Annotated in this window: 16 protein-coding genes and 2 pseudogenes; 11 read left to right on the forward strand and 7 right to left on the reverse strand. The window is 56.7% G+C overall.

The features are described 5' to 3' along the window. Positions 1 to 171: 171 nt before the first annotated feature. Positions 172 to 408, forward strand: a pseudogene (locus AARI_RS07595) (IS110 family transposase); the annotation flags it as partial. 7 nt (positions 409 to 415) lie between these two features. On the opposite strand, the gene AARI_RS07600 reads toward AARI_RS07595, so the two are convergent. Continuing rightward, complete coding sequence (locus tag AARI_RS07600) at positions 416 to 1,723, reverse strand: ISL3-like element ISAar19 family transposase (RefSeq protein ID WP_013347368.1); 1,308 nt, start codon at positions 1,721 to 1,723, stop codon at positions 416 to 418. 136 nt (positions 1,724 to 1,859) lie between these two features. Here AARI_RS07600 and AARI_RS07605 point away from each other — a divergent pair. The 3 genes and pseudogenes from AARI_RS07605 to AARI_RS18550 form a co-directional block, all read left to right on the forward strand. Beyond that, positions 1,860 to 2,717, forward strand: a pseudogene (locus AARI_RS07605) (transposase); the annotation flags it as partial. A 126-nt stretch (positions 2,718 to 2,843) separates the two neighbouring features. Beyond that, positions 2,844 to 4,193, forward strand: a complete 1,350-nt coding sequence (locus AARI_RS07610; protein ID WP_231849477.1) for a sugar transferase — start codon at positions 2,844 to 2,846, stop codon at positions 4,191 to 4,193. Between the two features lie 543 nt (positions 4,194 to 4,736). Next, entirely contained in the window at positions 4,737 to 6,344 is a 1,608-nt protein-coding gene (locus tag AARI_RS18550) for a carbohydrate binding domain-containing protein (protein ID WP_013348738.1), read from the forward strand. Between the two features lie 75 nt (positions 6,345 to 6,419). On the opposite strand, the gene AARI_RS07620 is transcribed toward AARI_RS18550, so the two are convergent. From AARI_RS07620 to AARI_RS07635, 4 genes are all read right to left on the reverse strand, one after another. Further along, a complete protein-coding gene (locus tag AARI_RS07620; protein WP_013348739.1) occupies positions 6,420 to 7,388 on the reverse strand; it encodes a sulfotransferase in 969 nt (322 codons plus the stop codon). Further along, complete coding sequence (locus AARI_RS07625; RefSeq protein WP_013348740.1) at positions 7,381 to 7,911, reverse strand: serine O-acetyltransferase; 531 nt, start codon at positions 7,909 to 7,911, stop codon at positions 7,381 to 7,383. The genes AARI_RS07620 and AARI_RS07625 overlap by 8 nt, the downstream gene beginning before the upstream one ends. Beyond that, positions 7,908 to 9,407, reverse strand: a complete 1,500-nt coding sequence (locus tag AARI_RS07630) for a GumC domain-containing protein (protein ID WP_013348741.1) — start codon at positions 9,405 to 9,407, stop codon at positions 7,908 to 7,910. Before AARI_RS07630 ends, AARI_RS07625 begins: the two co-directional genes overlap by 4 nt. Before the next feature lie 113 nt (positions 9,408 to 9,520). Next, entirely contained in the window at positions 9,521 to 10,456 is a 936-nt protein-coding gene (locus AARI_RS07635; RefSeq protein WP_041649627.1) for a glycosyltransferase family 2 protein, read from the reverse strand. Positions 10,457 to 10,609: 153 nt separating this feature from the next. Between AARI_RS07635 and AARI_RS07640 the strand changes: the two genes are divergently transcribed. Next, the gene (locus AARI_RS07640; protein ID WP_013348743.1) at positions 10,610 to 11,935 is read left to right on the forward strand and encodes an O-antigen ligase family protein; all 1,326 of its coding nucleotides are present in this window, start codon (positions 10,610 to 10,612) and stop codon (positions 11,933 to 11,935) included. 70 nt (positions 11,936 to 12,005) lie between these two features. Here the strand turns inward: AARI_RS07640 and AARI_RS07645 are convergent, their stop codons facing one another. Continuing rightward, positions 12,006 to 12,689, reverse strand: a complete 684-nt coding sequence (locus tag AARI_RS07645) for a hypothetical protein (protein WP_013348744.1) — start codon at positions 12,687 to 12,689, stop codon at positions 12,006 to 12,008. A 197-nt stretch (positions 12,690 to 12,886) separates the two neighbouring features. Between AARI_RS07645 and AARI_RS07650 the strand changes: the two genes are divergently transcribed. From AARI_RS07650 to AARI_RS07675, 6 genes are all read left to right on the forward strand, one after another. Continuing rightward, entirely contained in the window at positions 12,887 to 14,443 is a 1,557-nt protein-coding gene (locus AARI_RS07650; RefSeq protein WP_013348745.1) for a flippase, read from the forward strand. A 27-nt stretch (positions 14,444 to 14,470) separates the two neighbouring features. Continuing rightward, positions 14,471 to 15,370 (forward strand): sulfotransferase domain-containing protein, encoded by a 900-nt coding sequence (locus AARI_RS07655; RefSeq protein WP_013348746.1) that lies wholly within the window; start codon positions 14,471 to 14,473, stop codon positions 15,368 to 15,370. Between the two features lie 78 nt (positions 15,371 to 15,448). Beyond that, positions 15,449 to 16,735: a hypothetical protein gene (locus tag AARI_RS07660; protein ID WP_013348747.1), complete on the forward strand. Its 1,287-nt coding sequence runs from the start codon at positions 15,449 to 15,451 to the stop codon at positions 16,733 to 16,735. Positions 16,736 to 17,015: 280 nt separating this feature from the next. Next, on the forward strand, positions 17,016 to 21,329 hold the full coding sequence (locus AARI_RS18555; protein ID WP_013348748.1) for a PKD domain-containing protein: 4,314 nt from the start codon (positions 17,016 to 17,018) through the stop codon (positions 21,327 to 21,329). 82 nt (positions 21,330 to 21,411) lie between these two features. Next, the gene (locus AARI_RS07670; RefSeq protein ID WP_231849455.1) at positions 21,412 to 23,223 is read left to right on the forward strand and encodes an SLC13 family permease; all 1,812 of its coding nucleotides are present in this window, start codon (positions 21,412 to 21,414) and stop codon (positions 23,221 to 23,223) included. Positions 23,224 to 23,599: 376 nt separating this feature from the next. Continuing rightward, a complete protein-coding gene (locus AARI_RS07675) occupies positions 23,600 to 24,877 on the forward strand; it encodes an ISL3-like element ISAar15 family transposase (RefSeq protein ID WP_013348066.1) in 1,278 nt (425 codons plus the stop codon). A gap of 101 nt (positions 24,878 to 24,978) precedes the next feature. Here AARI_RS07675 and cysC read toward each other — a convergent pair whose 3' ends face one another. Continuing rightward, the gene (gene cysC, locus AARI_RS18560; protein ID WP_231849456.1) at positions 24,979 to 25,956 is read right to left on the reverse strand and encodes an adenylyl-sulfate kinase; all 978 of its coding nucleotides are present in this window, start codon (positions 25,954 to 25,956) and stop codon (positions 24,979 to 24,981) included. Positions 25,957 to 26,282: the final 326 nt, after the last annotated feature.

The raw sequence follows: 26,282 nt of genomic DNA on the forward strand, positions 1-26,282 counted from the left end.
CTCGGGGTGGGTCGGCCGGGACCAATCCGGCCCACCACGGTAGCTTCATTAGAAGAATGTCCACCCCTTTTAGGGTCGTGACCCATCACAGTTCTGTTCCGTCGTGACTCCTACCCGGACTGGTACCGGCCGGTCACGGCCAACCACGAAAATTCAGGAAAGGAAAATTCGGTGACCGCCGCATCTATCGTCGCGCATTCTTATCCATTTGTCGTCGGTGTCGACACTCACGCACGCAATCATGTCTACGCCATCATTGATTCCAGCAACGGCGCACTACTTGATACTCAGTCCTTTCCGGTGACCATGGCCGGCATCAGCCGAGCCATTAGCTGGGTCGGGAGACGCACTGAAGGCAACGCAGACACCCTCTGGGTTATCGAAGGAGCTGCGACGTACGGAGCAATCCGGCTCTTCAGGATTGAGGGTGTAAACGCCGTCTAAACCCACCGGTCTCCAACAACGACCGGGCGATATAGTGCGCCAGATTCTTGAACCCCAACGCGATACCTCGCAGATGCTCCAACCTGCCATTCAAAGCCTCGGTAGGACCATTCGAACTACCAATATGATCAAAGTACGCGAGAATGTCCGTCTTCCTCCTGCGCAGGGTGCCGCCGAGCTTTTTCAGCTCCGGCAACCCTTTCGGTACCTTCGTGCCAACTTCGTTGATCAGTTGCTCCAAGGCCCACCGTCCGACCTCGGGCTTCGGTTGCCGGTAGGCATCCACCATCTTCTGATACACGCTCCAGACCAATTGAACCGGCTCATACTCCGGCTCCTTGAACAGGTCTTCAAGCTTGGTCTTCTGCTTTTCCGTAGCCAAGGATAGTCCCGTGGTCAGCGTTCGCCTGCACTTGTAAAGCGGGTCATCCTTGCGTCCTCGACGCCCATGTTGCTCACGTTGAATCCGTTGCCGGGTCTGGTCCAGCGCCTCGGAACCTAGTTTGACTACATGGAATGGATCCAACACCTCCACCGCGTGGGGTAGCTCCTCGACGGCAGCTGTTTTGAAGCCGGTGAAACCGTCCATTGCGACGACTTCAATGCCCTGTTTCCATTGTTCTTCTTGATCAGCCAGCCAGGTTTTGAATACAGCTTTGGATCTTCCAGGGACCATGTCGATCAGTCGTGCGGTACCGGTGCCGTCACGCACCGCGGTGAGGTCCACAATCACGGTGACGTATTTGTCGCCGGTTCGGGTATGCCGCCAAACATGTTCATCGACTCCCAGCACTTTGACCCCGTCGAAGCGGGTTGGATCATCAATCAGTAAGCGTTGACCTTCAGCCAGCACAGCCTCATTGGCGGTATTCCAGGTGACGCCGAGGCCTTCGGCAATTCGGGAGACTGACAAGTGGTGGCAGACCAGTCCAACCAGCGCCCAGCGTAGCCCGGTCCTGCTGATTTTCTGGCGTGGCGCTACTGCTTGGGACAGCTCTTCACGCCAGACTCGTTGGCAATTGGCGCAACGGTAGCGGCGGTGTTTGATGACTAGGACAGTGGGACGCCAGCCCAATGGTTCGTGGGCGAGGCGGCGAGTGACGGTATCGCGTGGAATGCCTGCTGCTCCGCAGGTTTGGCACCAAGGGATCGGGTTGGTGACGTGGCAGAGGATTTCGGCTTTCGCTGCGCTCAGGTGTTGCCCGATTGCGGTCAGTCCCAAGCCGTCAAGATTGGTGAAAGTGGTGAGGTCTGGTGCGGTGAAGGTAGGATTGAGCAACGTCGAGGTCTTTCGAAAATGGCTAGTGTAGTAACTTCCATTCTTCTGGAAGACCTCGACTTTTTCGTGCTCGGCGACATGCCCGGGAATCGGGGTGTTGGTTTCAGGTGGTTACACTCTTATTCCTGAAGAGCCAGCAATCCTTGCCGGCACCGTGGCCGCCCACGGATTCCCCGTCACCGAAGCCCCACGCATGAGCACAAAGCAGAACCGCGGCGTCGGAAAAACCGATTCCTTGGACGCCCACCGCATGGCGATGGCTTCCCTGCCGCTGCCGGTAGACAAGTTGCGTCATCCGCGGCTGAATGAAGGAATTCGGCAGGGTCTGCGCATCCTTGTCACGGCACGCAGCTCGATGGCGAAGGACCGCACCAGGTCGGTCAACGCCTTGAACGCTATGGTACGCAGCAACGGCTTGGGGATCGACGCCCGAAAAAAGCTGACCGGTGGCCAGATCGCTGAGGTCAGCCGGTGGCGGGAACGGGAAGAAGAGCTATCGATGAGAATTGCACGCTCTGAAGCGGTGCGGCTGGCCAAACATATTCTGGATTTGGATCAACAGCTTGCTGCCAACGAGCAGCAACTGGATGAACTGGTCAGGGTCAGCGAAGCGGCACCATTATTGGATGAGACCGGCTTCAAGGCAATCACGGTGGCGAAGTGCTTCGTCGCATGGTCCCATGAAGGCCGGGTGCGCAATGAGGCGGCTTTTGCCTGCCTGGCTGGCGTGAATCCGATTCCTGCGTCATCGGGGAACACTACCCGCCATCGACTCAATCGAGGCGGGGATCGATCGTTGAATTCTGCTCTGCATATGGCTGCGATCACTCGAATGACTTATGACGACGAGACGCGAATATATGTTGAAAAACGGCGGGCCGAAGGCAAGAGCGATCGGGAAATCCGCCGATGCGTTAAACGATATCTGGCCCGTCGCATCTTCAAAATATTCAGTGTTTCAACAATGACTGACGAGGTTCCGGTTGCGGCTTGACAGACATAGAAGAGTCCAGCGGCCAACGACTTCACTTCGAGTCAAAGATCAAAAGGACGGGCGCATCTGCGCAGGCTGTTCATCTCGGATCTTCTCATTGTTGGGGCAGTTGCTGCCTTGCCAGCTGTGGCCGTAGCGCAAAACTCAGCCTTGGGGCTGCTGGCAACAGGCAACACCGCCTACTACGCAATCGCCGGCCTGCTGCTGGCGCTTGCCTGGATGGCCAGTCTGCGGCTATTCAAGACCCAGACCATTGGCACCGTGGCAGCCGGATTGCAGGAGTACAAATTTGTGTTAGTCGCCTGGGCTGCGCTCGCCGGTGGATTGGGAGTAACCATCGGACTGACCGGCCAGCACAGCCTGCGAATCTTCCTGATCTACTCATTACCGCTGGGCCTAGGCGCTTTGCTGGTAAGTCGGTGGACCTGGAGGCAATGGCTGATGCGCCAAAGCCGCAATGGTTACGCCTTGAGCAACGTGCTGCTCTACGGTCAGGCGGTAGATGTGCCATTTGCACTGCGCCAGATTTCCAAGTGCACCAGGCAGGTCTATCGGGTCGTGGGCGTAGTGGTTGATGGCCAATCGGAACCGGAAGCGCAAGTGGACATCCGAGCCGCTGATCCGACCCTGCCGGTGATTTTTGGAGCGGAATCACTACACACTGAAGCGACTAGGCTGAACGCCGATTCAGTTATTGTGGCCGGCCCATTGACCGGTGGCAACGAAGCACTCCAGCACTTGGGATGGAACCTGGAAAGTACCGGGACCAAGTTGATCGTCGCATCTTCGTTGATCGGCATCGCCGATCGCAGAGTGCGGACCAGCCCGTTGGATGGCATGGCATTGCATCATGTGGAACCCGCGAGATTCACCGGGGTACGTTATTTCCTGAAGCGCTGCTTCGATGTGCTGTTCTCCTCTCTGGTGTTGCTGGCGCTGGCTCCGATCTTCGCGTTGATCGCACTGCTGATTAGACGCGATGGCCCGGGGAAGATCTTCTTCCTGCAGGAACGTGCCGGTCAAGATGGCCGTCCGTTCAAGATGTTCAAATTCAGAACCATGGTCGAAGACGCTGAGACACAGCTGGCAACGCTGCAGGAACAGAACGAAGGATCTGGCCCGCTGTTCAAGCTGAAGAACGATCCACGAGTAACGCGTTGCGGCAAGTGGTTGCGCAAGCATTCGCTGGATGAGTTGCCGCAGTTCCTGAACGTGCTGCGCGGTGAGATGTCCGTGGTTGGTCCGAGACCTCCGCTATTCACTGAGGTGGATAAGTACCAGGGACATACCAATCGACGCTTGCTTCTCAAACCTGGTGTGACCGGGCTGTGGCAGGTCAGCGGTCGGTCTAATTTGAGTTGGCAGGAGAGCATCCGGCTGGATCTGTACTACGCGGAGAACTGGACCGTTTGCAGTGACCTTCGAATCATCTGGAGGACGCTGAGCGTGATGCTCAAGCCTGAAGGAGCTTACTGAGCTACTGGAATGATCCAGAGCTCGAAGGCTTTGGATTCAGGAGCGTCAATGTGCTTATAGGCAGGGCGGTCCCGGACTGAAATTAGTCCGGGACCGCCCTGCCTATAGCTATACCTAGGTCCAGGGAAATTCTCTAAGGCGGAGCAAGGGTGGGGGAGCGGTCGATGTGCGAAGATGCTTTGGAACGTGAGCAGATTGGAAACGAAATGTGATGAAAAGTTCTAGATTTGTTTCTTTCGCGTATTCCTGCCACGCAACTTTAATGAAAGCCATGCGCAAACCGTTGCGGACGAGGTCCTCTTTCTTCAGCTCAGACTGGAAAAGTCTGGAACTATGATGATGCCCGATGAGCGGCGCAGGAGGACTTGCGGGAGTGGTCTATCCAAACCCGAAGGTCACATAGAACCTGTCCAGCAACACGCTCAGTCTCGTAGATTGTTATCAAAATGTTGTATAGTTTTTAATCGTGCTGGGGAGCATGGACACTTTTTGCTGATACGTGGCGTGTTCGCTGCGTACCGACGGCCTATGGCCAGGAGATACATGAAAGAACCAACCCCAAGCATTTCCCGACCAAAATACCAGCAGGCTGCGCCCGGCGCTTCGTTGCTGAAGAAGACCTTCGTCACCATTGCATCCGCAAGTCTGCTCACTGGATTGGGCGCGGTCCCCGCCGCGCAAGCAGCTAAGCCAGACGAAGCAAAAAACCTCGTGGTCAACGGTAAATTTGACGCCGGAACCGAGGGGTGGCGGACAAATGATGCCAATACCGAAAAGCTCAGTGTGCGCAAATATGCGCAGGGTGCCGTAGCAGAGCTGCGCACGACGGAAACGAAAACTGCAGTCCTTAACGACATCACCAACACGATTAAATCGACTGAAGCGGACGCGTCCTACACAGTTTCTGCGCGAGTGCGGACTGAACATCCTGGAATCTGGGGGCAGCTACGAACCCGCATCGTGGGCAACGGAGAAACCAAGATCGTGGGCGAGTCCTTTGGGCTGAACGATACCTCGTGGACGACTGTTTCCTTCGACCTCACAGTGCCCACTTCTGGAAGCACTGTGGATCTAAACGTGCTGGCGTGGTCGCTGGATCCGAGTAAGAACCTGATCATCGATGACGTAAAGCTGGTTGAGCGAGATGCAGCTTCGACCCAGCCTGTCCCGGCTCCGGTTGAAGAAGATCCAAAGGGCCCGGCAACGGTTGAAGAAGATCCAAAGGGCCCGGCACCGGTTGAAGAAGATACCCAAAAGCCCGAGCAAAACACCGACACCCCTGCTCCGATCCAGCCGGAACCGATCGACAAATGCGATGTAGCACCGAAAACCGATCGTACGCTCTTCGGAGTCAGCCTTGGCGGTTCGACCACTGGTGCCAAGGAAACCTTCGCACAGAGCATGGCCCGTCAGGATGCCAACTACGACGATACCGAAGTCGTTCGCCTATTTGATCCAGGTATGCCTGTCAGCTGGTCCAAGCGGGCACCATATATCGAAGACAAGACCATTTCGATTTCCTTCCGCCCTGATCCTGCTGAAGTACTTACCGGACAACACGACGCGGCACTACTGAATTGGTTTAATGCTGCTCCGTCGGACCAGACGATTTACTGGACCTACTTCCACGAGCCCGAGCCTAAGATCGCAGCCGGAGAGTTCACCGCGGCCCAGTACCGTGCCGCATGGGCGCGCATCGCCAAGCTGGCAGATCAGGCTTGCAAGCCAAATATGCATGCGACCCTGATCCTGACCGGATGGACAGCTAACCCTCGCTCGAATCGTGATTGGCGAGATTACTATGCCGGTGATTCGGTCATCGATGTGCTGGGCTGGGACCCATACAACGATGCCACCAGCCAGGAAGGACCAAAGTCCTACGCCTCACCGGAATCCATCTTCGGAAACGTTGTCGAGATCTCGAAGAATGCAGGCAAGCCATTTGCCATTGGCGAAACCGGCACCCGATTGATCCCGACTGATCCTAACGGCACCCAGCGTGCTGAATGGCTGAAGGACGTCGCCCGATATCTCGATAATGAAGATGCGCTGTTTGTCGCCTACTGGGATTCGAAGACCTTCGCAGACTTCCGATTGCTAGACTCTGCCTCACGCGATAGCTGGGCCGGAATCATTGACGGAAAATACTAGGTAGCCACAGCTTGTAAACGGAAGTGACCTCCAACCATGGTTGGAGGTTACTTCTGTTTCGAAGGGCAACCTGGATTATGTCCCGAGCTTGCCTGCGTAGCCATAGCAATAGCGCAGCGAGGCTGTCAGTACAGAGACTAGCCTGCGGTCCTTGGAACCCATTTGGGTGCGCCAAGCAGTATCAGGACGAAGTTTCGTTGTCCCTACACTGAAGCGCATAGGATTACCTGCGGCAGAATGGTTCGGCAGCAAATCAATCGTCCCGTCATCAGCGATGGGCAGTTCCAAGTCTTCAGGCATCCCCAGAGACTGGAACATTTTGAGCAGGGTCGGTTTCGGCCGAGCAACGAGATCCTCGTAGCGCATGCGGTAGCGGGGGACACCGCGTAATCGAATGCCCTCTGCTGCAAGGTTGGTGCTGAGCCAAAGGACGCTGGAGATCAAAGGCGAATACTGCTGCATCATGGCATCTTCATCGGTGGTAGCTTCCGGGCGTTGCACTGCCTTGCCCCAACTGTGCGAAACGCCCCGGCTGTCCCTTACCAGATGCACAATCCGCAAGTCGATGTCATTTCGATGCGTCAAGGCCAGCGCCAACGAGGGATGCTTTCCGGAGTCCACGATGATCCGTGCACCGGTTGTCTTCTGCACCGCGTGGTACACCCGTGCGTAGTAGTCGGTGTATTCAAGAAGCTTCCGGGTGCGTTCCTTGGAAGTCCAAGGGGATGCGGTCACGGGCTGGTGTCGCTGCCGGTCTACTTGTGATTTGAGACGTTCCACTTCATCGACTGAAACCTTGTCCCACCCGCCGAAGGCTTCCTGGCCGACTTGGGACCAGAACTCGCACTCGGTGAAGATTTCTGAGCAACCGCATTGCTCATTTTTCCCTATAGCGCGCAACCACATGTGATGCACTTCGCCCAGGGTCTGGACTCCTTCGAGCTGACCGAGCAGGCGTTCTAGCAGCGTTGAGCCGCTGCGCCCGGACCCGGCAATGTATAGAACTAGCGGCTTGGAGCCGCTGATCGCATCTGGATTAGCCACGATTGCCTTCCTCAACGACGGGAACAGGACGCGGTTCCTTGATCACAGCAGGGTTTCCCTTGGCCTGCCCGCCGGCTGGAACATCTTTGGTCACCAAGGCGCCGGCTGCGATGCTTGCGTGGCTACCGACGGTAATTCCACCGAGCAGCACCGCCGAGGCACCGATGTCTACGCCGTCTTCAATCACCGGGCAATCCACACCGTGTCCGGAATTTCCGATGGTGATTCCCTGACGCAAGCGCACATCATCACCGAGTTGTGCGCGGTCATTGATGACCAGGCCCACTCCATGGTAGATACGCAAGCGGCGCCCAATCTTCGTGCCCCAGGGGATTTCGATTCCCAAGACCCACTCCACGAGTAAACGGTAGACCAGTCCGATGGGCAGGGCCCAAATTCGCGGAGGCTGATCCAAGGGCTTGCGCGCAGCATGTGCGAGCCGGTAACCGATTACTGCTAACTGCCCTTTGGGCTGTCCGGCATTGGCCTGCAGGTCTTCCGTGAGTATGGCAAGCAGTTTCATCGCGTGCTCACCTCCTTCATAGAGTCCATCCGTTCAACCCCAGAAGAAGCACGTTGCTTGGCTTCCGCCTTCATATGGCGGGCCCTGGAGCCCTTGGCCATGCGGACTCCGAACACCGCCAGCACTGGCTTTTTCAAGTCAGCGACCAATTCGCCAAAGCGCTTCACCTCGGACTTCAAAGTGGCCTTGAACGGCACTAGAATGACCACGGCATCTGCCAGCCGCGCCGCAGAGAACTTGCTGGATTCAAAAGAACCTCGCGGCAAGGAAACAATGCGGGTGATTGTCTCATCGGTTTCGACCATGCGCTCACGCACGAAATTGGTCACTACTGGATCCGGGGCCAAGCCGTTGGAATCCGGTTTCGCCACGACTAGGGAGAGTTCCTTGAGCACGGCAGAGGAATAGAAGACCGCGTCAGTGGTTTCTTGCTCAATGCGGAAATCGTAGGGTTCTAAGCCCCATGGGAAGTCCTCAGCCGCCGGAGCCAGCACCAGTAGTTCAACACGTTGGCTGGTATGGGCGAACGCAGCTGCGATCTGCGGGCCAAGCCGAGAAGCCAGCCCTAGGTTTCCCAAATCAAGCAGGAGAAGATTCCGCACTGTCGGCGATGAATTCAAAACTCGCTCGCGCAATGTACGGAACAAGTCCAACTCATGGGCTGCAACACGGTCATGGGATGCAGCGGGAGCAGTGATCGTTGGCAGCAGCGCCGGGAATCCGACCAGTTGCAGATCGTTGTGATCACGGATCTTGCGCGAGAACCTATGGCAAGCGAACGCCGCGACGCAACCTGCGAACAACCCCGTGACGCCGCCGCCGGCTACGAACAGTTTCTTGCTTGGTTCACTGAATACCCCGGTTTCCGAAGCCGGATTCAAAACCGATCCGCCGTTGGTATCAATGAGCGCCAGCTGGTTGAGTTGGCGTTCGATGGTTGCGATTTGGTCTTGTACAACCGGTTTCGCCTCGCCTGAAGCGGCGTTGAACACCGGTCGCAGGCTTTCGATGCGATCCTCGAGCTGGTCGCTGATCCTGGCTTTTCGGGAGTCAGCCTGCTCCTGGCGGAAGTCGAGATAGGCGGTGGCAAGGGCATCAGCTACTGCCCGCGCCTCGGACTCTGAAGGTGCATGATACGAAATCGATACGGTTGTCGCGTTGATGTCGGCTCGCACTTCGGTGTTCTGTCGCATCGTCATGACATGCATGTCGTCCCCGAGTTCCTCTGTCGCGCGTTTGGCCACAATCCATGAAGAGGCCATTGCCTCCTCCGTCGTTACATCCAGAAGTCCGGAGGCAGAGCGTGTGGGGTTGAAAGGATCAGAGACAATTGGCGTGATATTCACCCTTGCAGATGCGACATAGCTCTTGGGCAGCGCAAATGCCAGTGCGACACCGGCCAGAGTGAAGAGCACGGTAATGATCAAGATCAACGGTAAGTACCGCTTGAAGATGATCCAGAAGATATTAAGACTGACTGATTCTTCACTGGACATGGTCGCTCCTAGGAGCGATCCGATTAGCTGCAACGCGGTTCGAAGTCCGCGCCGCCTTCCCGAACGGTGCTTTGCACAGACACGGTGCGGTGAAATTCGAATAGTCGCGCATGCTAGATGCCACGCCCCTTGCGCTGAAGTCGGTCAATGACCGTCTGGTCAGAGACCAGACCGGAGGCCACAGCCAGGGCCAGATAAGCCCGGGGTTCGCGCCAATTGGATTTTAGCGATTTCCTGACCCATCCCAGCGCGTTGTGTGGATTCTTCAATGCTGCGTGCCCGAACGCCAGTTGCCCGAAGACACGAGAGCTGCCGATCTTGCTGGTCAGAATGTCCGGGTAGTGCTCCAGCATCCACTGGTGTGCTTGGTTTTTGACATCCCATTGGTGATAGAAATACGAAGTCCCGCCCCACAAGACACGGATAAGTGGTTCATCAACATGCAAGATTGGATGGCGCTTGGAAGCGCGAAGTAGCAAATCCCAGTCCTCGCACATGCTGTTGGGCAGCCCTTCTTCAACGAGTCCGATTCCCTCGATTAGCTTCTGCCTGCGGAAAAGCAGTGATGATGAATGCACCATGGCCATCCGCGAATTCAGGAAGTCTTGGTAGCCAACATGCTGCTTGCCCGCACACCGGACACTCTCAGTACCGTTGTAGATGACTTTCATGGCGGTTGAAGCGACCTCGGAATCAGGCGAGCTTTCCAGCGCGTGGACCTGGCGGGCTAATTTCTGCTCGAGCCAGGTATCGTCATCGTCGCAGAATGCGACCAGTTCAGTTGATAAGGCGAGGATTCCCGTATTCCTTGCCCCTGCCAGCCCCGGAGCCCGGGTGTTGGCAATGGTTCGCACCGTGCGTAAGGGCGTAGAACGTTCCAACGAATAATCGACTGGCGATTTGTCGAAGACAATGACAACCTCGATCGGGCCGTCGTAGTCTTGAGCCGAAATTGATGCCAGCGATTTGCGCATCAACTCAGGTCGATTGTGCGTCGCTAGGACGACGCCTACAGAAAGACGCGCTTTTGAGCGCGCGGAATTAGCCAAGCTGTTCCCCATGACAGAACCTTTCCCCAAATAAAATTCTGCTTTACAACTAGATACCGCGAGTGTAGCAAATCACAGGGCCTCGGCGGTAGGCTATCGAGCGAACGGATAAGTATTCCGTGGTTATAGCGCGAAGTCTGGGGGACAATCGCTATGAATAATTCGTTTGGGGACGAAGAAAAATCGGGACTGGCAAGAGCCCAGCTCAATTCTCCAGCCCTGGTCACCATTGATGCAGTCGGCCGCAAATCGTTGCCGGCTTGGCCTTTCGCCGTTGCTTTTGTCGGATACCCCGTTTTGTGGGTCCTAGGATTGGGCGACACCGGTTGGCCCATGATCGCGGTTTACATGGTCATATTGCTGGCCAAGCTCGTTCATGGCCCGAAGGTTCCAAAGGCCTTTGGGATCTGGCTCCTATTCATGCTTTGGGCCTTGTGCTCGGCACTAATGCTCGATTCCGCGGGCCGTATCGCGGGCTTCGCATTCCGTTATTCGTTGTACTTGGCGGCCACAGTTGTTTTCATCTACGCCTACAACGCGCGTATTAACCTCAATGCCCAACGTGTTCTGGGAATCCTTACGGCCATGTGGTACTTCACCGTGATCGGTGGGATTGCAGGATTGCTCTTCCCCGTATTCGAGCTGCGCACGGTGCTGTCCTATGTGCTCCCGCAGGGGCTGCTGTCCAATGAAATGATCCATGAGATGGCCTTCCGGTCGCTGACCCAGTACAACCCGAATCCAGACGCCTATGTCATCAGTGCACCCCGGCCCAGCGCCCCGTTCCTTTACGCCAATAGCTGGGGCAACGTCTACTCGGTACTTACCCCAGCCGTACTTGTATATCTGGGCATGGTGCGTAGAACCAAGCGCTTCTGGTGGATTGGTGCCAGCGTGCTCGTCTCGCTGATTCCTGCATTCTTGACACTCAACCGGGGCATGTTCTTGGCAATGGGAATCGCGTTGGCTTACGTGGGTGTTCGAGCCATCATGGTTGGGAACATGCGTGTTCTGGGAGCCATGCTGGGGTTGGGGCTGGTGGCTGCCATCGCCGTGACTACGCTGCCGGTGATGGAACGGCTTGATGAGCGCACCTCGAAGGTCAGCAGTGTAGAAACGCGTGAAAACCTGTATATAGAAACCTTCGACCGAACGCTGCAGTCGCCTGCGCTTGGTTATGGAGCGCCTCGGCCTTCAATCCATCCGGGTGCGCCGTCCGCGGGAACCCAAGGGCAGTTCTGGATGGTTCTGTTTGCACACGGATTCCCGGGGGCCATCTTGTTTGTGGGTTGGTTCGCATGGATCTTCGGAAAGACTTTCAAGCGCACTGACAAGCTCGGGCTACTTAGCAACACCGTCGCGCTGATTACTATTATCGAGATTTTCTACTACGGGATTCTCACGACAGGTCTGGTCGTAGTCATGACGCTGGCAGCTATCGCCCTGCGGGAAAAGCCCGGTGGCACTCCATCTGAATAACCCCGGCAAGTCCGCGCAGGAAGCACCTTCGTGGACGCTGAACCGGCGCGAGTGCACAAGTAAGATTCTTCTAGCAGGATGGATCATCTGGGAAGGACATATTTACCAAGACCCAGGATTCATCGTCATTCTGCTGCAACTCGAAAATATTCATTGCACGCCCGGCATTCGACGGCACTCGGGTTCCCGTCGTTGTCGTGATCTTCACCGGGGACGAATCCACGCAGGCGAAAACGGTCATGGTTGGAGGTGCCGCCTCTTCATCAAGCTCGCGGACAGAGCTCGCCACAATTTCCGGCGCTCCGGTCATCACCCAGCCATTCGCCGCGTATTCGGCCGCGCTCGCCTGAACCTGTCCCAGCGCCGCGTCCTGCAGGGTTTTCTCCAAATCCTCGATCAAATTTTCGTCAGCTTCTTCTGGTGCGGCCAAGACCTCCGAGTAGGACTCGAGGAACTCATCTAGCTGTGTATTGGCCGTCTCCACCAGCTCTTCGCTGACGTTTTCCGCTTGTTTAGGAAGATTCTCTGGCTCTGATTCTGGATCTGTCTCAGCGCTGGGGATGTTCGATGGTTTTGGCGCTGCCTGCTCCACCGGGTCATCGGCAGGATCAACTTCATCCATTCCTTGCGGTATTTCTTCAGATTCAGCCTCTGCTGTCGCTGCGGTGCTTGGAACTGAGCCGGGATCGCTGGAATTTACCGTACGGTTCTGCATCTGCAAGCCCCAAATGACAGCAATGATGATGGCTGCCACTAGTAGGATTCCCCACAATAATGGACGGCGCGAAGTTGCGCGAGAGTTGTTCACCTTGATGCCCCAATCATCGAAGTAGCGGCCGGTGCCGGTGCACGTAGCCTAAGGAGATTATGGCTTTGTATTGTGCTCTGAGCAATGCTTGGGATACTTTCAAGTTTGGGTAGCTCAAATTTTTGGGGGAAGGAGGCTACCTGATGAATGTTGGCGACGGCAGTTCTGCCACCAGCAAAAGCAAGAACCCGCATCAGCAACTTGGGGGAGTAGCCAAGAGCGGAATTATCAGCCTGACCGGTTCGATGACCAGTGCCATCATGGGCTTTGGATTGATCCTAGTCTTGGGCAGGTTGCTGGGAGAATCTCAAGCTGGCATCGTTCTCCAATCCATTGCGGTCTTCAGCATCGCACTGGCTGTCGCACGTCTGGGGATGGACACCACCGGAGTCTGGCTGCTTCCCCGACTGAAGCTATCGGAACCCGCACTGATTCGCCCAGCGGTGTTCCGCTTGCTCGTCCCCACCGCTGCTCTTGGGATGCTGGGTGGGCTAGTCCTCTGGTTCGGGGCACCGCTTCTGGCCTCCGAGCAAGGCGGTGCGGCCGAATTGGTCAGCTCGGTGCGGGCTATGGCTTGGGCATTGCCTGCAGGCGCCGTCATGATGGTTGCCCTGCAGATCACCCGTGGTCTGGGTAACATCAATCCATTTGCCCTGATCGGCAACGTCTTTGTTCCAACGCTGCGCCCGTTGTTCGCAGTACTCGTCGTTGCCGTCGGCGGTACCGCGGTTGCAGTGAGTATTTCCTGGGCAATTCCGCTGTTGCTGGGAGCCATTGCGGCCTTATGGGTCGCGGGCCGGCGCGTCAAGAAAGCTTCCTTACTCACGGCCGACCCGCAGATCCAAGATCCGTCAGCGGGTAAGCCGATTGGCCATCGAATTTGGGGCTTTGCCATGCCACGGTGGTATGCCTCGATTCTGGAGCAGTCCATCACTTGGTTTGATGTCGTGGTTGTCGGTTTCATTGCCGGTGCCTCGGCTGCGGGTGTGTATGGCGCGGCTTCACGATTCGTGACCGCTGGATTGATCATTTCCACCGCAATGAGGATTGTGGTCTCTCCGCGCTTCAGTTCACTGCTGGCCCAAGGCAAGCGCACCGAGGTGCAGCACCTGTACACCACCACCATCACTTGGGTAGTCCTGTTCGGAACACCGATCTTCGTGGTCTTCGGATTCTTCCCGCAGACGATTCTCGGTTGGCTAGGCGATGGATTTGAAACCGGAGCCGGTGTGCTGCTGATGCTCAGTGCTGCGACCGTTGGCTGCATGATGTTTGGCAATGCCGACTCGTTGCTGATGATGAGCGGTCGAAGCGGGCTGCTGGCTCTGAACAAGAGCATCGTTCTGGCCCTCAACATAGTGGGCAACCTGGTTCTCATCCCGATCTGGGGAATTGAAGGAGCTGCAGTGGTCTGGTCCGTGTCCATGCTGCTGAACTGTCTGCTAGCGGCAACGCAGAACAAGCTCACGCTGGGCATTGGGTGGGAATCCAAACCGATACTTTATTCGGTGTTCGTAGCGTTGGCCTGTAGCGCGATCCCGTGTTATGTATTCACCCGCTTCATGGGGCAAAGTACCCTTTCGCTGGTGATCGCGGTGCCCGTACTGCTGACTTTTTTAGCTTTTTGGTGTTTCATGGATCGAAGGAGATTGGGATTGGCTGACCTGATGCGCATCAGGCGAGCTACACCGATTGACTGAAATTTGGGGAAAATTTCTGGGGGAGAAATGAATAATTTAACACTGTCGAAAGACTCAGCACCGCGGTGGCTGAAAGATGCCGCTGATATTGCTACGCGTTCCTATGCGCAGCTGACCGCGCCCAACCGGCCGGCACCTGACTACCTGATCACAGGAACCAAACGCGGGGGCACTACCTCGCTGTTCAACTACCTGCTGATGCACCCAGGGGTCATGGGCCTCTTTCCGCAGGTGCGCGAGAAGAAGAGCACAGATTACTTCTTCAAGGAATTGGAGCGGGGTGATACCTGGTACCGCTCACATTTCCAGACCGAGGCCTACCGGAAGCTCAAAGGAAGCCAGCTGGGCTATCGGCCAATCAGCGGGGAAGCATCGCCGTACTACATGTGGGATCCGCGTATTGCTACACGGATCAAAGCGAGTGCTCCACAGGTCAAGTCCATCATCCTGCTACGTAATCCAGTAGAACGAGCGTGGTCTCATTATCAGGAACGCGTACAAAATGGGGTGGAACCGCTGGATTTCGTCACCGCGTTGCACCTCGAAGATGAGCGGATGTCGTCGGAATACGCGGCCATTGAGGATGGTTCCGAAGAGTATTCCGAGGCTTTCGACTTCTATGCCTATCGCGAGCGGGGTAACTACTTGCCGCAGTTGAAGAATTGGTTCGCGAAATTCGATCTGGACCAAGTTTTGGTCATGCGTAGTGAAGACATGTACCAAGATGTGCAGGGCGCCGTAGACCAGGTCTGCGATTTCTTGGAGATCCCGCGCCACGAGCTGCCGACCAAGCGCACGTTCAATGCACGCAAAAAGTCCACGCCCATGCCTTCCGAGGCTCGCGATTACTTGACAAATTATTTTGCCGACAGGAACGCGGAGCTCTTCGATTACTTGCAGGTCGAGCCCTTTTGGAAGATTGGCTAAAGCAAAAGGCGCGAACCGCATTGCTTACGGCAGCACTATGGTGGCCGCCGAACCGTTTTCTTGGGGGGAAACATCATCATGATAGAAAACAACTTGCAATCGGACAAGAAAAAACCCGCGTCGCTAGGCTTTGCCTTGGAGAGGCTGGGGCAGCAGATCTGGGCCGCTGGGATTGAAGATGGATCGCTTCGCTTGGGAGTCAATCCGAAGCCGGACAACCAGTACATGCAGGTCGAAAGCTACTGGGTTATTCCGTCCGCGAAGAATCCAAAGTTCCTGGTTCCAGACGCTTCTTCGAAACTGGCAGCCGGTGCCTTGACTAGCTATCGAGGGTTGCGCAACGGAACTGCGAATGCAGCTCGCTTCATTTTGGGCCTGGTAGCCAAGTCCGGACTGCCGCTTTCGCGCGACCGTTTGGTAGTCCAGCTTCGCACAGGTACTGCCAACTGCAGCCCACTGAGCATCCTGAAACAAAAAATGGATTTCGAACAGCTGCATGCGGCTACCGGCGTTCGATTGGGGCTCAATGCGAAGCCCACCCTGCATCTGTTCGATGAGACGGGCAACCCAGTGGGATTTGCGAAAATGTCGTGGAACAACGCCAGCACCACGCTGGTGGAAAATGAAACCAGAGTGCTGGGAGAACTCGATGGAGGCTCTGCGGCCCTGCGCGTTCCGCGGGTGCTGGACCACGGGGTAATCCAAGGACGCAGCTACTTAGTCACACAACCATTACCCGCCGGTGTGCGGGGATTGAGCCAGGACGATCCAGCCCCAACACCTGTGGAACTGCAGGCGATCGCTCCACTTTCTGGAGAGAGCACGCTCTTAGAAATGAAGTTCTTTCTAGGGCTTCAGACGAAGCTGGATGATTTGATTGTTTTGGACAGTGGCTGTGGACTCTGTGACCCGGTGCAGGAGTTGTCCCGGCGCCTTACACAGCATGATCGCAAGTTACCGGTGGCCACCAGATGGCATGGCGATCTGGTCCCATGGAACTGTGCTCGGGATCGAGATGGAACGCTATGGTGCTGGGATCTGGAAACCTCCGACGACGGCCCAGCGGCCGGCATGGATATCCTGCATTGGCACTTCAATGTCCGCCGGAGAGGCAAGTCTCAAGGCGCAGTTGCCGACTTCGAGGGCGCGGTGCAGGATTCCCGGCTCCACCACCGTGCGCTGGGATTGGATGACATTGCCGTGTCCCTGGTTGCTGCGGTCTACGCCCTGAAGCTGGTTGAGCGAGCATGGACGCTTGCCAGTAACAGCTCCGGTTGGGATCGCTCGTGGATCTCTGCAGAGGAACTCTCGCTGTTGCTTGGCGCAGCCCGGACACAGCTGGATTCTCCGATTGGCCGCAGGTAGCCAACGCGCATGGCGGACGTCAACAGGCGTAGGAACCGCGAATGGGCAGCATCGGTGCTCCCGGCCCAAGTGCATCCGAGGGAAATGGGTGCTGCGGTGGTTAGCCTGACCATGCGGGAACCAAGTAGTTGGGGACCAATATCGAGTACATGATCTGTCTGGCCACTCTAGGAAAAGACCGAGTCGAATCCTAAAATGAACACGGAATTGCACTTCATCCTGCTCTTGGGGAACTTGCAGGAAATGAAGGCAAATTATCACCGCACTGTAGGGGGCACCGGTGAATCTGATCCCGAATGTTCGAAAATTCCTGGGCGTGGCTGCAGCAAGCAGCATGGTGGGAATGCTGCTCGTTGCCGTACCGATGTCTGAGGCAGCCAACGCGGCACCACTTGATGGACTAAGCGAGGCAACTGCGGCTGCTTCATGCTGGGAGATCAAGCAAGAAGACAGCAACGCGCAGGATGGTTCATATTGGGTGATGACACCCGCCATGCATGCACCGCAACAGGTCTATTGCGATATGACCACCGATGGTGGCGGCTGGGTCTTGGTTGGCAAGGGACGCAACGGCTGGGCGACGAACTACGACGGCAAGGGACGCGAATCCGACTTGGCTACGGCCGGGGTTTCGCCCATGAGCTCGCACACCACACAGTATCCATCGACTCTGATTGACGGACTACTCAACGGCCAGCACGTAGACACCTTGGAAGAAGGCGTGCGCGTCAAGCGCGCCGCGTCTTCAGATGGCCAGTCATGGCAGGAAGTGCGCCTGGGCATGTCCAAGCTGGACGGATGGTCCTGGACGTTCGGCGCACTCAATGAGATGAACTGGTATGAATTCGACGGGACGCGCCGCTCCGGTGGCCGGACCAACGATTTCGGCTGGGACAGTGGCGCCAACCATGTGACAACTACTCCGATACCAAGCCAAGGATATTCAAGCGGATTCGCCTACGGCACTTCAGTTCCAGGCAGCACCAGCTCCACTTCCTACCTGTTCTCGCGTACGGAAAACCGTGGACCGGCCATTCCATATGCCGAAGTCTACGTACGGCCCAAAGTCATGACATCTTCAGCCGAGTGGGAGCGCATAGGGGATAGCGGTACCGAGGAATGGACGATTCCCTCGGGTGTGCGCTCACTGGCGCTTAACTCACCGTGGGGAGTTGCCGGACTGGGCCACAGCGCTCAGCGTGAAGGTGACGTCGAGGTCCAGGCTTTCGTGGAATCCAATGGCGTGGTTTACGTCGGTGGAAACTTCAAGTATGTGCAGAAGAGTGCCAACTCCACTGGCAGCGACAGGGTGGAACAGTCTTATTTGGCAGCTTTCAACCGCGATAACGGTGAATTGATCACCTCATTCACTCCATCCCTCAACGGCACAGTCATGTCCCTGGCGGCATTGCCCGATGGAAATATTGTTGCCGGCGGCACCTTCTCTACCGCCAACGGCGAGCCTAGCCGCATGGTGGCACTGGACCCCGACAGCGGAAATACCGTGTCCTCGTGGTGGGTGGAAATAGAGAACAACACTTCATCCGGAGTGACTATCAGGGGCATGGACATTCAAGGCCAATGGTTGTATTTTGGCGGCTCTTTCACCCATATCCGTGGTGGCAGCAGAACGGGCAACATGCTCTACTCGCGCAACGCGGCACGCGTATCACTCAGCGATGGAACCCCGGGCACCAACTGGAACCCGGAGTTCAACGGAACCGTCGTAGACGTTGACGCTTCGGAAGACGGAGATCGATTCTACGCAGGCGGATTCTTCACCACTTCGCGTCGAGTCCCGGCAGAAAATGCGGCAGCGGTGCTGACCAGCAGTGGAGCCTCCTTGGCAACTCCGACATGGAGTCCAACCTGGAGCAGTTCGAAGAGCTACCAGCAAGCGATTGCAGAAGTCGGGGACCGGGTATGGTCAGGCGGCTCCGAACACAGCCTATTCGGGTTCAACACCGCGACGTTTGAACGAGAACGCACCTATATCGAATACAACAAGGGTGACCTGCAAACTATCGCTACTGGCAATGGGAACTTCTACGCCGGCTGCCATTGCAACGAATACAGCTACGACGGTGCCTCGACCTGGCCGAGCTTGGGCAACTCGTGGTCCCGAGCGGATTCCATCGGCTGGATCGGAGAATGGGACGCGGAAACCGGCGACTACAATCCACACTTCACGCCGAATATGGCGATGCGTCTGGGGTCCGGACCGTGGGCTTCACAGGTTGACAGCAACGGAACGCTTTGGGTGGGCGGCGACCTGACAAGTGCCGCGGCTGAATCCTCTCAGGGCCGTTGGGCTGGTGGCTTTGCACGCTTCCCGAAGCTGGATTCCACAGCACCTAGCACTCCAGGGTCGTTGAGCATGTCCGCAGATTCCGCGGATACCGTGCGCCTGGCATGGGGTGCGGCCAGTGATGCCGGGGGCAGCGTCAGCTACCAGGTGCTGCGCGATGACCGGGTCATTGCGACCACGAGTTCCAGGGCGATGACCGTGGCAAAAGGCGGGGAGAATCGCTTCTTCGTCCGCGCAGTGGATGCCAATGGCAACCTGTCGGCCAGCACCGATGCGGTGAAGGCCAGCGGAGGCAATGCGGCGCCGGTGCCCGAGTTCGAGATCGAAGCTGCGGGCAAGACTGTTTCCTTCGATGCCAGCAGTTCCACCGATGACGGGCAGATAGTCCGCTACGCCTGGGACTTCGGTGATGGAAGCGAGGGACAAGAAGCGGTCGCGCAGCACGAGTATGCAACTTTTGGAAGCTATGAAGTGACCTTGGAAGTTGAAGACGAGCACGCAGTGGTGCGCAGCCTGACCAAGACCGTGGACGTGATCCCGGGTGTTCCCGCGGATGCCTATGGGGCCGAGGTTTACGATGATGAGCCATTGATCTACTGGCGTTTGGACGAGTCGAGCGGAGAGCGCGCTGATGACTCTGCCACCGGAGCGAACAGCGGAACCTACTTCGGATCCACCACCTTGGGCGAGCCACCGCTTTCCGATAATGTGCCGGGCACCTCGGCGCGCTTCAGCGGAAGCGAGAACTGGGTGGCTTCCAGCACCCGATTCGATCCTGTATCGGTCTACAGCCTGGAACTCTGGTTCAACTCCCAGAGCACATCCGGCGGCAAGCTGATTGGTTTCGGCAATACCGAGACTGGGCTGTCCAGCTCCTATGACCGGCACGTGTTTATGCAGAACGACGGAACCTTGAAGTTCGGCACCTATACCGGAGCCGAGAACGTGGCAGTTTCACCGCAGTCCTACAATGACGGCGCCTGGCACCATATGGTGGCTACGCAGTCCGATGCAGGCATGAAGCTGTATGTGGATGGCGCGCTGGTAGCAGAAAATCCACAAACACAAGCTGAAGGCTATTCGGGCTATTGGCGCATCGGCGGTGACCGCGTATGGGGAGGGGCTTCGAGCAACTACTTCGCCGGATCCATCGACGAGGCGGCGGTCTATCCGAAGGCACTGACACCGGAACAAGTGGTCGAGCACTACCGTATTGGATCGGGTGCACCGGAACCTGCAAACCAGGATCCCGTAGCCGAATTCACTGCAGAGGTGCAGGACCTGACGGTGAACGTGGATGCAAGCGCATCTACTGATCTGGACGGCGAGATCACGGAGTACTCCTGGGACTTCGGCGACGGGTCCGCTGGGACCGGACAAAGTGCGGAGCACGCCTACGCGGACTCCGGGACCTACGAGGTCACCTTGACGGTTACCGATAACCGGGATGGTACGGCGACCGCGACGCACAGCGTTGAAGTCCAAGCGCCGGCCAACCAGGATCCAGTCGCGGAATTCAACGCCGGAATAGTCGGGTTCGCCCTGCAGGCCGATGCCAGTGGCTCGCAGGATCCCGATGGACAAATCGTGGAATATGACTGGGACTTCGGCGATGGTAGCACCGCTACGGGTGAAACCGTGCAGCATGATTATGCGGCCGCCGGGTCCTACCAGCTGGTCTTGACTGTCACCGATGACCGCGGTGGAACCGCGACCAAGTCGCAGACCATCGAAGCTGAGGTGTTGGCCGATCCGCAGGAAAGTGAAGTGATTGCACTGGACGCCAATTGGTTCTGGTACTTCGACTTGGCCGCTCCGCCGACCGATTGGATGAGTGCCGGTTTCGACGCCAGCGGCTGGGAAGAACACCCCGCACCGCTGGGCTGGGGAAACAGTGCCATCGAAACCGACATCCGCCCGGATAACTGGGACGAGGGAAACGCGGTTCGCGGGCGGGCAGCGTACTTCGTCCGGGACTTCCAGATTGCCGATGCCAGCAAGGTCGTAGCACTGCAATTGGAATCCGTGGCCGATGACGGCGTGGTGATCTACATAAACGGAACCGAAGTGGCACGCAGCAACATGCCAACCGGAACTATCTCGTACTTGAGTTTCGCCAGCTCTTCGCGACGTTATGCAACAGCAATGCAGAACCCGGTCACAGTGGATGTGCCGCCGGATCTGTTGGTGGACGGCATCAACAGGGCTTCGGCAGAAACACATGTGAACTACCGGAACACTCCGGATGCCACATTCCATCTTCAGGCTACGCTCACAAGCCGTTGACCGGGTTCCGGGCAACCGGAACCTCGGTGGATGAAAGAGCACTCGCGCTTCCTTGCAGCCTCATTGGTTGCAAGGAAGCATCTTGCTGGCGTACACCCGCCGGCAAGCGGGCAATACTAGGGGGAGTATTGTGGAAATTGATGCGATATTCACGTTAATCATCGTGGGGTTGGTGCTGGTCCTGCTTGCGGCGACTCGGCTGACAGCGGACTTGATTTTGCTTGGCGCTTGCCTGGTTTTAATGCTTTTGGGGATTCTCGAACCGGTCGAAGCCTTCGTAGGATTCAGTAATCCGGGCGTGATTACCGTGGCTGTGCTCTATGTCGTCGCCGCGGGACTGACCGAAACCGGGGCCGTCCAATGGATTACGCAATACCTTCTGGGCCGGCCGCGAACGATTCGCGGAGCGTATCTGCGGATGCTGTTGCCGGTTGGTGGAATGAGCGGTTTCCTGAATAACACTACGGTTGTGGCCATGCTGATGCCGGCGATCCAGGAATGGTCGGCGAAACTCAAGATCTCGCCATCCAAGCTGCTAATGCCATTGAGCTACATGGCAATTTTGGGCGGTACGATGACGCTGATCGGAACGAGTACCAACTTGGTGGTCAACGGGTTGCTGCAGTCAGAAAAGGGAATTTCTCTGGGCATGTTTGATATCGCGGCGGTGGGTCTTCCTCTGACTATTGCGGGGGCGTTGTATCTGGCTTTCTTCGGAAACCGGCTCATGCCAGATCGCCAAGGAGCACTGGCGCAAATGGAAAGCGCCAGGGAATACGCGGTGGAATTCGAGGTTGCCGCTGGCGGCCCGCTCGCCGGAAAGAGCATCGCCGTTGCCGGTCTGCGGAATCTTGCACATGGGTATTTGGTTCGGTTGGAACGAGGGTCGCAGGAAGTCGTTGAGGTCGCACCGGAAACCATTTTGGAACCGTTCGACGTACTGACGTTCATCGGCGCTCCTGAGTGCGCTGGCGAACTGCGCGGGGTGCGCGGGCTCCACCCGCATGCGGGTGATGTCGGCAAGCTCAAGGTCAAGCATGACTACCGCCGCTTGGTAGAAGCCATTGTCGGCCCTGATTTCAGCGGCATCGGCCAGAGCATCAAGGACAGCAAGTTCCGTTCGAACTACCAAGCAGTGATCCTCTCAATTTCCCGCAATGGAGAAATGCTCCACGAGAAGATTGGAGACGTCAAGCTTCGCGTCGGAGATACGCTGCTGCTAGAAGCCGGTGCGGGTTTCGAGCGCAGATACCGGTTCCGCCGGGATTTCATGCTGGTCAGCGGCATCAGCCAGAGGGCCCCGGCCAACTTCCGCAAAGCGCCGTGGGCGCTGGGAATCTTGGGTGCCATGATCCTGCTGAACGCCTTTGGGGTGCTTGAAGTTATTGAGGCCGCAATGCTGGCAGGTGTTGCGATGATCGTGACCGGTTGCCTTTCCCTGGGAAACGTTCGACGGCATATTGATACACAAGTCATCATCGTCATTGCTGCGTCTTTCGCACTGGGTGCAGCCATGGTCAAAACCGGTGCGGCCCAGTACATTGCTCTGAAACTTCTTGGAGTTGGCGTCGGTCCTTGGGGAGCGCTCGCGTTGGTTTTCCTGCTGACACTATGCTTCACGGAGATGCTGACGAATAATGCAGCTGCAGTGCTGGTCTTTCCCATCGCGATGTCCGTCGCCGATACCGTTGGAGCGAATTTCATGCCCTTTGCCATCACCGTGATGGTCGCTGCTTCGGCCAGCTTCATCATCCCCATCGGATATCAGACAAACCTCATGGTCATGGGCCCCGGAGGGTACAAGGTCTGGGACTATGTACGGGCCGGTGTGCCGATGAGCATGATCACGGCAGTAGTCACGCTGAGCGTGGTCCCACTGGTGTGGCCGCTCTAGCGTGTACCGAACCGCCAGCTGTTCACATGCCCATGAAAGGAAAATGATAAACGGTTTTTAAAATGCGAAAAAAGAGGACATCGCATCACTGGAAATACGGACTCAAAATAATTGTTTTGAGCTGCTGATTCAACGCGCCAAATTTCGGGTAAGGACTAATTTGTACTCAGTGATCGATGAATTTTGGTGCGGCATATCCGGTGAGAAAAATTTCTGAAATTCTGGCATCCAGATTATTTTGAATTACCGACCGGTGCTGGTTCAAACCGGCTCTTCGATTTTTAGCGTGGTGACCCGAAAAAGAAGTAAGGCTCGCAGTCCCTTCTGCGAAAATGGATGTTGACTAAAACAATTCATACGCAAGGAACTACGAGCCGTGATCAAGGATACCGGCCGAATCGATGCTGCGTCGATTCTGTTGAACCTCACCGACTACCGCGTCATCACCGTGACTCAGGAACTTGCCGGACGGCAGGTACTTGTTGAGCCCATCGAAACCGAAGCCGCTTGCCCCTCCTGCGGGGTACTGACTACCCGAATCCAAGCAAGGCCGGTGCACCAGGTCAAGGACCTGCCCGCCGGCGGTGACGACCTGCAGGTGTTGGTACGCAAACGCCGCATGGCCTGCCAAGAACCTGCCTGCGAACGCCGTTCGTTCGTGCAAACCACCGAGCAACTGCCCTTCCGCGCACGGATCACCACCAGGCTCTCCCAACGGCTCGTGGACGAGATGAGCTGCGAACTGCGAGCCGTGTCCCGGGTCGCCGCAGCGCATGGGGTGTCATGGCCAACGGTCATGGCCCGACTGACCACCGTCGGTGAACTCGTCGGGAATGTGGACCGGATGTTCATCCGGCGCCTGGGCATCGATGAGCACCGGTTCCGCAAAGTCCGCTACGCCCTTGGCCGGACCGGGAAAGTCGTTCGGATTGAGCCGTGGTCCATCGTCTTCACCGATCTGGACACCGGAAAGATCCTGGATATCGTGGACGGACGCCGCGGAACAGCGGTAAAGAAGTGGTTGAAGAACCGGCCACGGTATTGGCGCCAACGGGTGCAGTACGTCGCGATCGACATGTCTGCCGAGTTCCGCAAAGCGGTGCGTGAGAATCTGCCCAAGGCGAAGGTCAGCGTGGACCATTTCCACGTGATCGCCCGGGCGAATCTGATGATCACCCAGGTCCGCCGCCGCCGTTCCCACGAAGTGCACGAACGCCGTGGCAGGGCCACGGATCCGGCCTACAAGTACCGGAAGCTACTAACCTGCAACTTAGAGAACCTGTCGATCAAGCAGGTGGAACGGCTGAAGCTGATCCTTGAATCAGACCCGGAACTCGGAGTGATCTATGGAATCAAGGAACACGTGCGGCAACTGCTGAAAACCGCTGATATCCATGAATTCCAGTCCCGGTGGGCGGTGCTGGAGAAATCAGTGAAGGCCACAAAAATGACCGAGGCGAAAACATTGTTCCGCACGTTGACCGCCTGGCGGCGGGAGCTGCTGGTGTTCGTACGAACGAGGTTGACCAACGCCCGGAGCGAGGCGGCGAACCTGACGGCGAAGAACCTGAAACGCATCGGTCGAGGCTATCGGAATCATGGTCATTATCGGCTTCGGATATTGTTGTACACGGCGGGCCTACGGCCGTGCTGAACATCCTGCACCACGCTTAACTTTTAAGAGCCTTCAAACCTCGATTTCGGTGGAGGTTGGAAGGATCGGAACCTTTAGGTTCCGATCCTTGGTTCGCGCACCTAGTGATGAGTCGAGCGGATAAGCTCAAGCACTTGGTCGCTGGCTGCTTCGATGCTTAACGTCGATAGATCCAGAGTCAGCGACGCGTCTTCTGGGACCTCATATGGCGAATCGATCCCGGTAAAATCCTTAACCAACCCTGCTCTGGCTTTTGCATAGAGCCCCTTGCGGTCGCGTGCTTCGCAAACTTCCAGTGGCGTGTTCACGTGTACTAGCACGAAGCGCCCTGCTTGCTCCGCTAACGCTCGCATCTGCGCCCGGGCCTGTGCAAACGGAGCGATGGGGGCACAAAGTGCAATCCCGCCGACCTGGCTGATTCGCGAAGCAATCCAGCCGATGCGAACTACATTGGTTTCCCGATCTTCAGGTGAGAAACCCAAGCCCTTGGAAACGAATCGACGTATGTCATCTCCATCCAATAACACTGCTTCGCGGTTCATCTCTAAATGAATGCGTTCCATGACACTGCGAGCCAAAGTAGATTTCCCGGAGCCGGACAGGCCACTGAATAGCACCACTAGACCTTGCTGAACCAAGCTTTCATCAGTAGGTTTTCGGAAATCGTAGAGCACCTCCATGACTGCCCGTTGTACTACCTGCTGCATGTCGGCTTCCTCTGGAATGATCAGGTGCCCAGCGCCTTGGGCGCCAGCAAGCAGTGCCGCATCGTGTAATTCCCGAAGCTGGTTTGGATAGTCCGTCTGGCTAGCACGCTTACTCGATGAAACCAGTACTAGGAAGGCTTGCGAAGCAACAGTTGATAAAGAAAGCTTATGGATCTCGGAAACAGTTGGCGCTTCCGAAAATAAGACAGCCGACTGCGTGGTCAGTGCGCTCGTTAGACGACTAGCTCGCCCTGGCCCATGCTCACTTCTTGCCAGCGGCTTCAGCTGTGCTACATCCAACGAGTTGTCACTGATGGTGGATGAAGGTCGTACTTCCACGCTGGCCAACGCAGTGCCATCGGGATCGGCCAAGAGCAACCGCCGTGAATTCGCCGAATCCGGATACACATATCCCGCGGCGCAAAGCCAACGGGCCAGGTCCTGCTGGTCTGCCAGCCCGCCTAGAGCCAGTTCAAGAAGGTCCAAAGCTGGCCCGTCAAGCTGGAGGACTGTTTCCAGCCCCTGAAAATTGTGAGTCTTACTCATACCGTCTCCCCAAAATATCGGCACAAATATCAGCGTAGATTCAAACGGTGAATAGTTCCAGTATTTCGTATTTTAAATTGCGCTCTGGAAACACTTCATTCTTAGGTTGAAATGTGGGTAATATGGCAGGACACCATGCGAATTATTGGGGT

It is taken from the genome of Glutamicibacter arilaitensis Re117 (genome assembly GCF_000197735.1).
Lineage (GTDB): Bacteria > Actinomycetota > Actinomycetes > Actinomycetales > Micrococcaceae > Glutamicibacter > Glutamicibacter arilaitensis.

Excerpts from the sequence above, each read along its gene's own strand:
- AARI_RS18550 (WP_013348738.1), top strand. The coding sequence starts at position 4,737 with ATGAAAGAACCAACCCCAAGCATTTCCCGACCAAAATACCAGCAGGCT.
- AARI_RS07625 (WP_013348740.1), bottom strand. The coding sequence starts at position 7,911 with ATGAAACTGCTTGCCATACTCACGGAAGACCTGCAGGCCAATGCCGGA.
- AARI_RS07630 (WP_013348741.1), bottom strand. The coding sequence starts at position 9,407 with ATGTCCAGTGAAGAATCAGTCAGTCTTAATATCTTCTGGATCATCTTC.
- AARI_RS07640 (WP_013348743.1), top strand. The coding sequence starts at position 10,610 with ATGAATAATTCGTTTGGGGACGAAGAAAAATCGGGACTGGCAAGAGCC.
- AARI_RS07650 (WP_013348745.1), top strand. The coding sequence starts at position 12,887 with ATGAATGTTGGCGACGGCAGTTCTGCCACCAGCAAAAGCAAGAACCCG.
- AARI_RS07655 (WP_013348746.1), top strand. The coding sequence starts at position 14,471 with ATGAATAATTTAACACTGTCGAAAGACTCAGCACCGCGGTGGCTGAAA.
- AARI_RS07660 (WP_013348747.1), top strand. The coding sequence starts at position 15,449 with ATGATAGAAAACAACTTGCAATCGGACAAGAAAAAACCCGCGTCGCTA.